Source organism: Bradyrhizobium pachyrhizi, from assembly GCF_001189245.1.
Classification (GTDB): Bacteria; Pseudomonadota; Alphaproteobacteria; order Rhizobiales; family Xanthobacteraceae; genus Bradyrhizobium; species Bradyrhizobium pachyrhizi.
Window position 1 is genome coordinate 80,900 of the sequence record NZ_LFIQ01000027.1, and the last position, 13,850, is coordinate 94,749.

A 13,850-nucleotide genomic window follows, 5' to 3' on the forward strand; every position below is an offset into this window, starting at 1 on the left:
CGCAACGGTTCATTCGTTGGAGGGCGCATCGCCTTCGACAAGACGGACGCCGACGGCGCAGATATCGCCGTCCAGCACTGTCAACGCGATCGGCGTCAGCGCTCTCCCCTTACATGGACCGTCGACGCACCGCCCGGTGCCGAGTTCGAAGGTCGATCCGTGTTTGCCGCACATCAGCCGGACACCGCATGGATCGAGGAATTCGTTTCGTTCCCAATCTAGATTGACGCTGTCGTGCGGGCATTTGTTGATATAGCCAAACACTTTCTTGCCCCATCGGATCACAACGATGGACCACGGCCGTTGATTGCCCTCGTCATCGATGACCATAAGATGGAATCCCATGGCCCGGCGGCTTGGAATATCTTTAAAGCTGCAAATCGCGTAGATGACATCTGACTGCATTCATGGCTCTTCCAACTAACCAACTGCACCAAAAATCTGGCAACGCGGACCTGCAGGCGCGGACACCGGAGTTCTTGTCAAGAGATGTGCCGGCCTTTTCTCGCCAGCTGGAGCGACATTGTAAACTCAACCCGTCGCACGCTGCGATCGTCCATCAAGAGTTGGCGGCCAGCGTCTTCAGCCGTTTTGATCTCTAGTCTAGGTGGCAACGGGGCGCACGCTGCAGCCGTGCGCCCCCTAGGCGGAGACTATTGCGCCGGCGCGTGCAGTCAGGAAAAGCCGGTCATCTTCCGCGCGGGTGTCGAGATCGCGCCTGCTTTACCCCATGCGCAGTCCTTGAAGGTAGCGCTCCAGGTAGAATGATGGATCATCGTCGGAAGAAGCATTTGATTCGATGCTGGTTGCAGCATCGGAATCATTGTCCGCTCCTTGTACTTCGTCCTCTACTACTTTGGAAAGATACTTCGTAGGCCTGTCTACTCGCTGCCACTGGTTGTTCTCGTTCTTTGTCCACACTTCGGGATGCCGATTAGGATCAAGCACCCAGTCATTATCACCCACGTGAACAAAGCCCATTTCCCCTAGGCGGCGTTCCATGCCGTCCAAGGCAGGACGTGACAGTACCAACGGATTAGCGCCGTCGATTCGCAGTTGATGTTCCAGCAGAATATCGCCCGCGTTCTCGACCAGCGGATGAGTCACCCGAAGGTCCACCACAGATGTGATATCGTCGCGCCCAAACTGCTGGCGAAGACGTTCTTCATTGATCTCAACCGGGCCGCTTCCTACTCTTAGAAGGCCAACACTTTCGTCACCCAGTTGATAGCTGTAACATTTCGCCTCTATGTTCGGATCATCGTATTTACTGGAATAGCCTCCGGCGACCATTGCTGCGCGCTCAGCTTTCTTGGACACGAAACGCGAGTATTCTTGTGGGTTACTAACGATGTCCCTGATGTCGCCACCCAAATATCTCCTCACTCCTTCCATGAAGGTAGATCGGTCTTCGATCTCTATAATGGGCGGAACGGAATCGTTAGAATACGGCGCCGACGACGATCCACCTGACTCGATGCCCGCAACTGTTTCCGCAAAGCGGGGGCTATCACCAGCCTCTCCCGATTCATCAGCTTGGCTAGCGCGCGTAGACTGGCTGGATGAGCCGACGATTCTGCCATACATCAGATCGCTTTCCTATCGGCACAATTGCACCCGTTGAGCTCGTGCCGCGCGAGCTCGCGGACGAGAATAAGTAACTTAGCTGACTACAAGCTGACCCATAGGCGCAGAGCATCTGTCCGAAGTCCCACACAACGAGCAGTCATCCGCGCGACTGGCAAACAACCGCCAGTCATCAAGCCGCAATCTATAGGCAGACATTGCATGATCCCCTTGACGGTCATCCATCAAGGACTGGCTTAACGGCACAGGTCTACACAACAGCAGGTTGGAACGCTTAATGCGACTATTCCCTTGCATATATCGCGCCAGCCGCGAGGGGGACCTTGCCGTCACTCAGGCAGCTTCTGCTGTGGCTAAAACGTGTGTCTGGCAATTCGTCGGGCAAACCCTGCCGCAGGCACCGCATCCGATGCAAGCGCCCTGATCACTCAGAATCATGACCTTCTTTTCGATCTCATCGTCCTCGTCGTCGTCGAGATCGACAAGTTCGCCCTCCTCGTTGATTCCTTTCAACGTCATGACGTCTCGACCGCACACCTTGAAGCAACGGCCACAGCCAATGCACTTCTTGGCATCGATCGAGATCAGATAATTCGGCGTCCAGTCACGGCCATCGCGCGTTGCAAATGACATGCTTCGAAACCCTTCAAGTTTCTTCTAGCGATTTCAAATCATGGCTCTTGCGTTCAAGTTCGGCATAGGCATCGTGCGCCTCCTGCGCTACCACCATGATCGAAGTCCAGTTGATGGGAAGTTCTTCTGAAAGGTCGTGCAGATCCATTTTGGCTTGCAGCGCTTTGGCTGACAACTTCTTTAGTTCAGCCTTCAGTGTTTCACGATCGCTCATGAGCGCCCTCAATAGTTCGCAACGTCCGGAACCTTCCGAATAAAGTCGATTCCGCCCCTGACATATTTGTCGCCCTCCTCTGCGAGTTTTGCGAGATTATCGAAGCCGAAGCGATGCACATCGCGCAGCTGCTTGTTCACTGCGATCAACCGACCTGCGATCAGCACCATGCGGCCAAAGCCTTCATTATGCATCTTCAGCATCGGCTGGATCATCACGCCCGTGGCCTTCTCAATTGAGAGTGCGACCGCATTGAAGAACAGCTCCAGCCGCCACAGGGTATCGGGATCAGGATCGCCGACAATCGGTAGTACACGCCGTTTCTCCTTGTCCAAGATATAAGGCTCGAGCAGGTCGAAATCGCTCTTGGCTTCCCAGGCTCCGTTGGTATCTTGAGCGCGCCATATCTTGACTAGCTCCTTGAGGAAGGGCCCATCGAGGGTGCCGCCCTGCCGCTCTTTTTCTGCTGCCTCGGTCATTTCACCTCATCCGTCGAACTCGAATGTGCGCCGTTGGTCCTTCGCCAAGGCCTTGCGGAGCCAAGGCGGCGGCGTGCCCTTCAGGACGTGCTCGAGCTTTTCGAGCAGCACAAGGATATTTTCTGGCTTGCTTACCTTGATGGGATGGATGTTGTTGGCTACCACCCGCGCAGCGCCTGCACCGCCGATGGCCGCAACGTACAGGATTGCGCAATCCTTGATCGCTTCGATCTTCGGAGCCAACTTGTCATCGTTGCCGTCTTCCGCGAGATCTCCCTCGAACTCAACCGCTTTGAGAAACACGTGTCCGTTTGGCGCGACATCGTAGATGGCGATATTCTTTGCCCAACCAAAATGGGCATCGACGCGTCTTAGGTCTTGTGTTGCGAATGCGACCTTCATGCGATCGCCCTCTCAGCTGCCCTGCGATGACCCGACATTAGTGGCAGTGCGGCCGACGCGCGCCATTTATCGGGCGTCGGCTGATGGTTTTCCTCGCGGTCCGCGATCACAAGATTGGCGATATCGAAGATCAGATCCCGCGTGCCACGATAACCGATGGTTAGTTGGTGCCCCGCGCCAAGCCGATCGAACATCGGAAAGCCGGCTCGATAGAACGGAATTTTCAGCCGAGCCGCCGCTTGCCTGCCATGCGAATGCGTGATCAGCAGGTCGCAATGCTTGGTTCTGGCAACCTCTTCCAGATCCTCGAGATCGCCAATCAGCACCTCCTCCGTCTTGATGCGTTCGATCACCGCCGACTGCGTGGTCGTCACGGCCGCAGTCACGTGCGCGCCCATGTCGTGCAGCATACTGGAGAGGTCGAATAGGAGATCTGGCTCGGCCGCGATTGCAACTCTACGGCCGCCAATATGGAAGTGCGCGTCCAGCATTGCATCGGCAAGTTGACCCCGCAGGCGCCGATATTTCGGTGGCACGGGGCGGCCGCTGATCTCGCTCAGAAACGTCATGAAGTCGTCGTTCGGACCGAGACCGCACAGGCGTTCGAACAGGCGAAATGGCACGCCAGTCTTGGCCCGCATGAGCTCTGCTGCTCGCCGCATCTGCGCGCCGACTGCAATGGTCCACCCGGCGCGGCCCATGCTCGCAATCTCGTCGACGCCGATGCCGCCAATGGTCGTTGCCGTAAACTCGTCGGGGATATGCCCATCGAGCGACCCCGCCAGATCAGGCAAGAAGGACGGCCGCAACCCAAAATCCTCAAGGATGGCGCGGAGTTCATCGAGATCACCCGGCGTGAGGTGACATCCTGGAAGAACATTCACCCTCGATGGATCGCGCAGGCCATTGACATTTGGCCCTTCCACCAGCAACTCCACGGTGCGCGCCACAGCCTTCTCCCAGCCGTCCTGGAATGCTCCCTTGAAATCAGGCGTCGAGACATAGACCAGCGGCAATTTCGCAAGTTGCGGATGCTTGTCCCTGATCAACTTGAGGTAGGCATCCACATCGTCTCCATTGGTCTCGGTGACGCCGGTTGAGCAGATTCCGATGATCTTTGGCTTAGTACGGTTGTAGATATTGAGTATCGCTTGCTCGAGATTTTCATAGCCGCCGAGCACGGTCGCAACCTCGCTCATTGCGGTGGTCTGCAGAGGTACAGCCTCCTTGAAATGCCGCACAAAGAGCGTGAGCCCGAAGGACGTGCAACCTTGTGAGCCGTGCAGAAGCGGCATCGCTCCACATATGCCCATGAAGGCAAATGCGCCGCCGATCGGCTGGCTCATCTTCAACGGGTTAACGGCGCATGCTTTTGTCGGCACCGTGGCGATGGCCATGACATCTCCCTATTCGGCGGCCTGCAGCCCAGCGAGCGGCGTGGACGCCAGGACGTCCTCGATGCGTCGCTTGCAACAACCACCGACTGCATTTGTGTGGTCTCTGACTGCCTCGACGCTCGTCAGGCCATGCGCGTAGATCGCATCCTCGATTGTGCCGAGATCGACGGTATTGCAAAAACAGACATTCCTCCCGCGCCGCGCCGCCTCCGAGACCGCCGGATCGCAGGCGATCGTGGCGACCGGTGATTTCAACTGCACCATCGCCTTGGCCAATGCCTCCCAGGGCGCCGGTCGGCGTAACTGCTCCCACATCGGGTTGGAGAGCGACTTATCGATCTCCTCCACTAGCTTGACCATTCCGACATAGCCCATATAGGCGTGGCAACGCTCCTGGTTGATATCGAGCCAGGGCATCGCCGCCTTCAGTGCAACGAACTGCGATTTGCCGCCCGAGAGCATGATGTCTGCCTTGGCGTCCTTCAACAGCTTGTACATTTCGCGGGGCGTCATATCCTCGATCATGTGAGCATCCTGCCCCATGAGCAGCTTGATGCGTTCCTTGTCCTCCCTTGTCGATTTCTTCACACTGGTTCCGACCAGTTCGAGGCCGGCTTCCTGTAATGCCGCAACGACTGACCATGACTTGACGCCGCCGGTAATCAACAAAGCCTTCTTGCCTGTGAATCGTGGCTTGTACGGCTCGATCGCAGCCCACGCGCTCGCTTCCTCGCGTGCGATCACAGCTTCGGCGCGCCCGAGCAGATCTTTCGGCGCGCCGCGCTCAACCAACAAGCGGGCGATCTGACGCAACGAATCGCTTGAGTCCTGAATACCGTAGAACGACCCTTCGAAGAACGGGATCCCGTAGCGTTCCTTCATCTTGCGTGCGACGTTGACCATGGCCTTCGAGCACACCAACATCGCCGCCCGCGCACGATGGGATGAAGCGACCTCGCGATATTTGCCATCACCCGAAATGCAAGAGAGAATCCGGATGCCAAGCTCATCGAACAACGGCTTTACCTGCCAGAGTTCGCCCGAGAGATTGTATTCGCCGATCAGGTTGACATCGTACGGTGTGGTGTAGTCCGGCTCTTGCGTTCCGATCACATAATCGAGCAAGGCCTCGCCGGCGAGCTTGTTACCAAGGTTCTTGGAACCAACGAACCCCGGAGAATTGATCGGGATCACCGGCTTGCCGAACCTTTGCGAGGCCGCCTTACAGACCGCGTCGATATCGTCCCCGATCATGGCCGGGATGCAGGTCTGATAGACGAAGATCGCCGGCGGGTCGTATTTATCGATAATCTCCTTGATCGCTTTGCAGAGCCGATTCTCGCCCCCGAATACGATATCGGTTTCGCTCATATCGGTTGTGAATGCGGTGCGCCACAGACTAGAGCCGGAAGACGCCGCGCCGCGATTGTCCCACGAATTGCCCTCGCACGCGATCGGACCATGCACGAGGTGAACGACGTCGGTAAAAGGCTGAAGCGCAATCTTGGCGCCATCGAAGGCACAGCCACCCGCAGCGCTGCCCGGCTGCAGTTGCTTGGCGCAGCCCTTCTTGCGCTCAGCCTCCGACTTACTTCCATTCTTGGCGCAGCCCGGTTCGCTGAAAATACCCTGGACCGTGGCCGCTAGCGAACTCATCAGCATTTTCCTCTCAGCGGAAGCAAATTTCAACGTCAACCATCCTGCGCGCGTGCCATCGCCGCGTGTTTCGTCGACGGCACGCACATTGCCCGTCATTAACGAATGATGTCGAAACTGTAGTCAGTTTTGCCAAGAACGCTGGTCTTCTTGTCGATTTCGTCGAAGATCTTGTCGAGGATCTTCACCAGCACATTCAGGCCGCCCTGATAGCCCCATACAGGGAAGCGGTGATGGTGATGCCGATCAAAAATTGGAAAGCCGATGCGGATCAATGGCGTTCCAGTGTCACGCTCCAGGTACTTGCCATGGGTGTTGCCAATCAGAAAGTCGACCGGCTCTGTGAACAAGAGCGAGCGCATGTGCCAGAGGTCTCGTCCCGGATAGGCTTGGCAAGCCTGTCCAAATGGCGAGCCTGCAAACAGCGCCTGCATTTTTTCCTGCCACGCCTTGTTGCCGTTGGTGGACAGCACATGAGTTGGCTCGGCGCCGAGTTCGAGCAGAAAGGCAGCCAACCCATAGCAGAGATCTGGATCGCCGTAGATCGCGAACTTCTTGCCATGGATATGCGCGCTGGAATCCGCGATAGCATCAACCAAGCGGCCACGCTCTCGCGCGAGTTGCTCCGGAATCTCCTTGCCGCTGATGCGTGATAAGGCCACGAGAAGATCATCCGTCGCGGATACACCTACCGGGTAATTGAAAGACACAACGTCCTGTCCATGCTCGGACACGAACGGCAGCGTTTTTTCCGTACACCATTGCTGCATGGAGATTGTCGCCTTGGCGTGAATCGCGTTGGCCGTGTCCTCCAGCGTGGTACCGCCGTCATACATCAGGAACTCGCCATCAGTCGGGGTATCGAAGACTTCAGAGTTATCGGCGAGAATCGTGTGTTTGATGCCCATCAACGCTAAGATTCGCTTGATCTCACGAAGGTTTCCAACGGTATTGCCATCGAAACCGCCGATGATGTTGATTGCCTCGTTTGGTTTGCGCTCCAGCTTCGGCGCCGTTCCGGCCTTGCCGTTCCAAAAATGCTCGAGAATGCCCTTGAGTGCGTTGTCATAGCCGGTGACGTGGCTGCCGACGAACGCTGGAGTGTGCGCGAAAGGCACGTCGAACTCCGCCGGAACCGAGCCTTTTTCCTTTGATGTCTTGATGAAGGCGTTCAGGTCATCGCCGATCACCTCGGCCATGCAGGTCGTCGAGACCGCAATCATCTTGGGTTTGTACATGTTGTAGCTGTTGGCGAGGCCATCGATCATATTGTTCAGCCCCCCGAATACAGCGGCGTCTTCCGTCATCGACGAAGACACGCAGGAGCTCGGCTCCTTGAAGTGCCGCGACAGATGGCTGCGGTAATAGGCCACGCAGCCCTGCGAGCCATGGACGAAGGGCAGCGTGCCCTCAAAACCAACCGAGACGAATACGGCGCCAAGCGGCTGGCAAGCCTTGGCCGGATTTACCGCAAGCGCCTCCCGCGCGAAATTCTTCTCGCGATATTCGGGCGTTTTCGTCCATTGCTTGATACGTTCGACCTCGGCAGGATCGCGGGGATTCTCGAACATCTTCTTGTCGGCCAGCATTTGTTGGTATTCTGGACCGCGGAACAGTTCGAGATGATCGAGCACATGGTCTGCACTCTGCGCCATTGTTAAGATCCTTCACTATCGAAATGATGTCGCCCCAGCTCTCCGCAGAGAGCGGGATTGGTCGCTCTATTGTGGAACCAAGTGCTTGTTATTCTGCAGCCAAGAGCTTCGGCTTCGCAGCTTCCTTCCAGGGGGCCTTCGTCTTCTTCCAGATCGGCGAGTTGACAGCCATGTCCATGTCCCGCGCGAAGATCGCAAAGCCGTCATAGCCGTGATATGGGCCGGAATAGTCCCAGGAATGCATCTGCCGGAACGGCACACCCATCTTTTGAAAAACGTATTTCTCCTTGATGCCCGAGCCAACCAGATCTGGCTGGACCTTTTCGACGAAGCGCTCGAATTCATAGCCATTGACGTCGTCGTAGATGAGCGTGCTGTCCTTAACGTAGTGCTGGGCGGTGCGCTGATAATCGTCGTTGTGGCCGAACTCGTATCCCGTGCCCACGACTTCCATGCCGAGATCCTCGTACGCGCCAATCACATGACGTGGACGAAGCCCGCCGACGTACAGCATCACAGTCTTGCCCTCCAGGCGGGGGCGATATTTTGCGATTACGGCGTCCACCAGTGGCTGGTATTTTTCAATTACTCGCTCGGCGCCTTCCTTGATCTTGTCGTCGAAATAGCCCGCAATCTTGCGCAGCGATTCTGCGATCTTCGACGGTCCGAAGAAGTTATACTCGCACCAGGGGATGCCGAACTTCTCCTCCATGTGGCGGGAGATGTAGTTCATGGAACGGTAGCAATGCAGAATATTGAGCTTTGCCTTCGGCGTTGCTTCGAGTTCGGCGAGGGAACCGTCGCCGGACCACTGCGCGATCACCCGCAAGCCCATTTCTTCCAGCAGAATTCGCGATGACCAGGCATCGCCGCCAATATTGTAGTCTCCGATGATCGCAACGTCGTAGGGCGTCGGCTGGAACTTTGGTTCGCCGTCGGGCTCTAGCTTGTCGAAGATCCAATCGCGCACCGCGTCATTGGCAATGTGGTGGCCAAGCGATTGCGACACGCCGCGAAAGCCCTCACAGCGAACAGGCACGATGGTCTTGCCGTCGTATTCCTTGGATTTCGATCTTGACACGGCCTCGATGTCGTCCCCGATCAGTCCGATCGGGCATTCCGATTGGATGGTGATGCCGTTGTTGAGCGGGAACAGCTCCTGGATTTCGTCAAGGACTTTGATCAGCTTCTTGTCGCCGCCAAATACGATGTCCTTTTCCTGGAAGTCGGAGGTGAACTGCAGGGTCACGAAACTATCGACGCCCGTCGTGCCAACATAATAGTTGCGACGCGAGCCCCACGAATACTGACCGCAGCCGACCGGGCCATGGCTGATATGGACCATGTCCTTGATCGGTCCCCAGACCACCCCTTTGGATCCTGCATAGGCGCAGCCTCTGATTGTCATCACACCAGGTATTGATTTGATGTTGGACTTGACCCCGCAGTCCGACTTGCCGGCTTGGTGAACGTTGAGGTGCTTGGCACGCCGTTTCGCGGTCTTCTCCGGATAGACTTTCAGCACCTCCTCGATCAGCTCTTTGTTGCGAGCCCTGATTTCTGCGATGCTCTGGGTCGTGGCGAGACTCATGCTGATGTCCTTCAAGAATTGGCTATTGCGGGAGCAGCTTCTTGAACAAGACTGCAACGAGCATGCCAGCGCGGCGCGAGCACAAAAAGCAGAATAAATAAAAACAGTTAGCGCGTTTCGTCCGATGGGGCTGGTTGTTGTTGCGAAGGCGACATCGCGCTTTGCACGGAGAATTCTTCGTCTTGGCCCTGTTCGAAATGGAACAAGGCCTGGATAGGCTTCAAGTTACGTCGCAATTCTCGCAGCCGCGGAATAGCCGTTGTTTGCAGCACCTTGCAATCGCGCTCGGTCGGAAGCGGCCAGTAATAGGTAAAGCCGGCTGGGCGGTTCCGGCTTGCCAATACCACCTATGTTTGCCGAGACGACCGATGCTTATCATCAGCGATGACGATAATGATCTTGTGCATGACGTCATCGCCTGCGGAGGTCGATACAAGCTGCCTAGCCACTTAGACGTGGCCCACGCGCCGGCTCACGAGAACAGCTGCCGCGCCTTGATAAGAGCACGGACAAGCGCATCAATCTCTTCGCATGTGTTGTAGAGGCCGAAGGACGCACGGCACGTCGCCAGAACACCGAAGCGCTTGAGCAGCGGCATCGCGCAATGGGCCCCCGCCCGCACCGCTACACCCTCCCGGTCGATGACGGTGGCAATATCGTGCGCATGGGCACCCTTCATATCAAAGGAGATGATCGGCCCCTTCTCGGCCGGTGTCCCGACCATGCGCAGGGAATTGATGTCCCCCAGCCGCTGCTGAGCGTAGGCAAGCAACCCGCTCTCGTGCTCGCGGATCTGCTCCTTGCCTATCGAATTGATGTAATCCACAGCCGCCCCCAGACCGACCGCCTCGACGATCGGCGGGGTACCCGCCTCGAACCGGTGCGGCGGATCACCATAGATGACGCCGGCACGTGAGACCTCACGGATCATCTCGCCGCCGCCATTGAAGGGTGGCATCAACGCCAGATGCTCAGATTTGCCGTAAAGCACGCCGATGCCCGTCGGACCATAGAGTTTGTGGCCCGTCATCACATAGAAATCGCAATCGATGTCGCAGACGTCGGCGTTCAAATGGACGCATCCTTGCGAACCATCAATCAACACCGGGATACCACGATCGTGCGCGATGCTCACCACCTCCTTTACCGGCAAGACAGTCCCGAGCACATTCGACATGTGTGTGATCGCAACCATCTTGGTGCGCCGGGTCAGAAGCTGCTCAAATTCGTCCAGCAGGAAGTTGCCGTCATCATCCACTGGCGCCCATTTGATCACCGCACCGTGCCGTTCCCTGAGAAAATGCCACGGCACGATGTTGGAATGGTGTTCCATCACCGAGAGAACGATCTCATCCCCTGGGATGACGCGTTCGCGGCCGAAGGTCTGGGCGACCAGATTGATTGCCTCTGTGGCGCTGCGGGTGAAGATGATCTCTTCGCATAGATGGGCGTTCACAAATCGAGCCAACTTGGTGCGGGCGCCTTCATACGCCTCGGTCGCCGCGTTAGCGAGGTAGTGCAAACCGCGATGTACGTTGGCATATTCGCTTGAGTACACCCGCATCATGCGGTCAAGTACCGCCTTCGGCTTCTGCGCCGAGGCAGCATTGTCGAGATAGACTAGCGGCTTGTCGTAGACCGTCATGCTCAGCGCTGGAAAGTCCGCACGCAGCCGGTCAACGTCGTACCTGCCATTGCTCATCGCGGGATGCATGCTCATCGACGCGCCAGCAGCCAGTGTTCAGCTTGCGCGCTCACAAGATCGCGCAGATTTTCGGTAGCGATTTCCTCAATCGGTTCACCCAGGAATGCTTTAATCAGCAACGCCTGCGCGTCCTTCTCGGATAGACCGCGAGCGCGCATATAGAATACGAGAGCGCCGTCCAGCGCGCCTAATGTCGATCCATGACGGCAAGTCACGTCCTCGGCAAAGATTTCAAGTTCGGGCTTGTTGTCGGCCTCGGCCTCGTCGGACAGAAGCAGCGCTCGCGTCGTCAGCGTGGCGTCCGTTTTCTGCGCGCCGGGACGAACGACAATCCGGCCTTGGAACACCGAACGACCGCAATCGTCGACAACCGCACGGAACTTCTCCCGGCTGGTGCAATGAGGCACGGCGTGGTCGACGACGATTGTCGTGTCGACGTGCTGCTTGTGCCTGATGAGATTGACCCCGTTCGCCGAAAGCTCGGATCCCTCGCCGGCCAACGTGACGAATCCCTGATAGCGACTGATGGAGCCGCTGCAGGTCATGCTGAAGAGATCAAGCCTCGCCCCGGCGCCGACCGCGATGATCCCTGACGAGATGTTCACCGCGTCAGCAGCATCGGCTGCCAGTCGGATATGCGAAAGGCTCGCCTCGTCACCAACCAGGACGATGGTCGCATCGTTGGTCTGATAGGCGCTCGTGCCTTCGGCCGAGACAAAGCTTTCCAGCACCGCCGCATGCGCGCCTTGGCCGAGCTGCAGATAGGAACGCGTGAAGGTGGACACCAACGATCCGGTTGCGACGTGAACGATCTGTATCGGACGTTTTACCGCTCTGCCCTCAGCGATCGAAATTACCAAGCCATCGGTCGCCATTGCCGCATTGAGCGAGATCACCGCGTCAGTCGTCGTCGACAGCACCAGAGCGGCTATCGCGCTATCGGCAGAATTTTCCAGGACCTCTCGGAGCGACCGCACATCGACCCCGTTTTCTAGCCTGCCGACATCGGAAAGCTCGGGGGCGAATATACCATCCACCAAGACGAGCTTGACCGCCTGATCGGCTGCCGCTTGCTTAACCGACCTCGCTGCGCGCACCAGCGCAGCCGCATCGGGTCGCGGAGCGAGTGGAAGGACCTCGCCAATCAGGGCGCGCAGATCGGTATATTTCCAAGCCTCGATGCGCCGATGCGGGAGGCCGGCACGCTCGTAGGCCTCAAATGCCCTCGCACGAATATGCGCGACGGGCCCGGAGCCAGGCAGCCGTCCATGCGCCGCGGCGAAGAGATTGCCCATCGCGCGCCCGGCGGCGGCTTTGGCCACAATTTGCTTCATCGGGAAGTTCCTTGAGCGGTCACGCCGCGCCTTCGAATTGGGCGTAGCCACAAGCCTCAAGCTCCAGCGCGAGTTCCTTGCCGCCGCTCTTCCTTACCTGCCCTTTCGACATTACGTGGACAACGTCCGGCTCGATGTAGTCGAGCAGCCGCCGATAGTGGGTGATCACGATCATCGCTCGTTCCGGCGAACGCAGAGCGTTGATGCCGTCCGCGACAATCCGCAGCGCGTCGATATCGAGGCCGGAATCTATCTCATCCAGGATGCACAGGCTCGGCTCGAGCAGCGCCATCTGCAAAATCTCGTTGCGCTTCTTCTCGCCGCCGGAAAATCCGACATTGAGGCCGCGCTTGAGCACGCCTTCCGGGATGTTGAGCGACTTAGCGACCTCGCGAACTCGTTTCAGAAAATCGGGGGTCGAAAACTCCTTTTGTGCGCGCGCCCCACGCTGGGCGTTAAGCGCCGCGCGGAGGAAGTTCATGGTGGTCACCCCGGGAATTTCCACCGGATATTGGAATGCAAGAAATACGCCCTTGGCGGCGCGCTCGTCTGCTTCCATCGCGAGTAGGTCTTCATCCTTGAACAGGATTCGACCAGTGCTCACTCGATAGCCAGGCTTGCCGGAGATAATGTGGCTGAGTGTGGACTTTCCGGAGCCGTTCGGCCCCATGATCGCATGCACCTCACCCGCATTGACCGTAAGATCGAGGCCGCGAAGAATTTCGCAGTCCTCGATACCGGCATGCAAATCTCGAACCTCGAGTAGCGCCATTGTGATCTGACCCCTGAAATGCGTCATCCGGAACGCAAGCCGCAATCGGGAGGGCTCGCGGAACGTTTGGTTATCCGATGGATCCCTCGAGCGAGATTGAGATCAACTTCTGCGCTTCCACCGCGAATTCCATCGGCAATTTTTGCAGAACGTCTTTCGCGAAACCATTGACGACGAGGCCAATGGCCCGTTGCTCGCTCAAACCTCTCTGCGCACAATAGAACAGCACGTCCTCGGAGATCTTCGACGCGGTCGCCTCATGCTCGAACGTCGCCGAGGAATTCTTGGCCTCGACATAGGGCACGGTGTGCGCGCCGCATTTGTCGCCGATCAGAAGCGAGTCGCAGGCGGTATAGTTGCGCGCGCCGGTTGCCTTGCGATGGGCGCTGACCAGGCCGCGATAGGTGTTCTGCGACTTGCCGGCG

14 protein-coding genes are annotated in these 13,850 nt (G+C 57.6%); all 14 read right to left on the reverse strand.

All coding sequences use genetic code 11. The features are described 5' to 3' along the window. Positions 1 to 9: 9 nt before the first annotated feature. Complete coding sequence (locus tag AKL29_RS03700; protein WP_028336718.1) at positions 10 to 405, reverse strand: Rieske (2Fe-2S) protein; 396 nt, start codon at positions 403 to 405, stop codon at positions 10 to 12. 318 nt (positions 406 to 723) lie between these two features. Beyond that, the gene (locus tag AKL29_RS03705) at positions 724 to 1,587 is read right to left on the reverse strand and encodes a host specificity protein (RefSeq protein ID WP_244481738.1); all 864 of its coding nucleotides are present in this window, start codon (positions 1,585 to 1,587) and stop codon (positions 724 to 726) included. A 333-nt stretch (positions 1,588 to 1,920) separates the two neighbouring features. Then, complete coding sequence (gene fdxB, locus AKL29_RS03710) at positions 1,921 to 2,220, reverse strand: ferredoxin III, nif-specific (protein WP_050383138.1); 300 nt, start codon at positions 2,218 to 2,220, stop codon at positions 1,921 to 1,923. Positions 2,221 to 2,233: 13 nt separating this feature from the next. Then, on the reverse strand, positions 2,234 to 2,434 hold the full coding sequence (locus AKL29_RS03715; RefSeq protein WP_050383172.1) for a CCE_0567 family metalloprotein: 201 nt from the start codon (positions 2,432 to 2,434) through the stop codon (positions 2,234 to 2,236). Between the two features lie 8 nt (positions 2,435 to 2,442). Continuing rightward, positions 2,443 to 2,913 (reverse strand): NifX-associated nitrogen fixation protein, encoded by a 471-nt coding sequence (locus AKL29_RS03720; protein ID WP_050383141.1) that lies wholly within the window; start codon positions 2,911 to 2,913, stop codon positions 2,443 to 2,445. Positions 2,914 to 2,919: 6 nt separating this feature from the next. Then, positions 2,920 to 3,315 carry a nitrogen fixation protein NifX gene (nifX, locus tag AKL29_RS03725; protein WP_028336723.1) on the reverse strand — a complete coding sequence of 132 codons (396 nt, stop codon included), beginning with the start codon at positions 3,313 to 3,315 and terminating at the stop codon, positions 2,920 to 2,922. Further along, positions 3,312 to 4,712, reverse strand: coding sequence for a nitrogenase iron-molybdenum cofactor biosynthesis protein NifN (gene nifN / locus AKL29_RS03730; protein WP_050383146.1), 1,401 nt, complete (start codon positions 4,710 to 4,712; stop codon positions 3,312 to 3,314). Before nifN ends, nifX begins: the two co-directional genes overlap by 4 nt. A gap of 9 nt (positions 4,713 to 4,721) precedes the next feature. Continuing rightward, on the reverse strand, positions 4,722 to 6,368 hold the full coding sequence (gene nifE / locus AKL29_RS03735) for a nitrogenase iron-molybdenum cofactor biosynthesis protein NifE (protein ID WP_050383173.1): 1,647 nt from the start codon (positions 6,366 to 6,368) through the stop codon (positions 4,722 to 4,724). A gap of 98 nt (positions 6,369 to 6,466) precedes the next feature. After that, positions 6,467 to 8,023 (reverse strand): nitrogenase molybdenum-iron protein subunit beta, encoded by a 1,557-nt coding sequence (gene nifK, locus AKL29_RS03740; RefSeq protein ID WP_050383150.1) that lies wholly within the window; start codon positions 8,021 to 8,023, stop codon positions 6,467 to 6,469. 88 nt (positions 8,024 to 8,111) lie between these two features. Next, positions 8,112 to 9,614, reverse strand: coding sequence for a nitrogenase molybdenum-iron protein alpha chain (nifD, locus tag AKL29_RS03745; protein WP_050383151.1), 1,503 nt, complete (start codon positions 9,612 to 9,614; stop codon positions 8,112 to 8,114). Between the two features lie 472 nt (positions 9,615 to 10,086). Continuing rightward, positions 10,087 to 11,334 carry a cysteine desulfurase gene (locus AKL29_RS03750; protein ID WP_082190465.1) on the reverse strand — a complete coding sequence of 416 codons (1,248 nt, stop codon included), beginning with the start codon at positions 11,332 to 11,334 and terminating at the stop codon, positions 10,087 to 10,089. Next, positions 11,331 to 12,653: a Fe-S cluster assembly protein SufD gene (gene sufD / locus AKL29_RS03755; RefSeq protein WP_050383153.1), complete on the reverse strand. Its 1,323-nt coding sequence runs from the start codon at positions 12,651 to 12,653 to the stop codon at positions 11,331 to 11,333. The genes AKL29_RS03750 and sufD overlap by 4 nt, the downstream gene beginning before the upstream one ends. 19 nt (positions 12,654 to 12,672) lie before the next feature. Beyond that, entirely contained in the window at positions 12,673 to 13,425 is a 753-nt protein-coding gene (sufC, locus tag AKL29_RS03760; protein ID WP_050383175.1) for a Fe-S cluster assembly ATPase SufC, read from the reverse strand. 70 nt (positions 13,426 to 13,495) lie between these two features. Further along, on the reverse strand, positions 13,496 to 13,850 hold a 355-nt coding region (locus tag AKL29_RS03765; RefSeq protein WP_193395184.1), incomplete at its 5' end, for a SufD family Fe-S cluster assembly protein.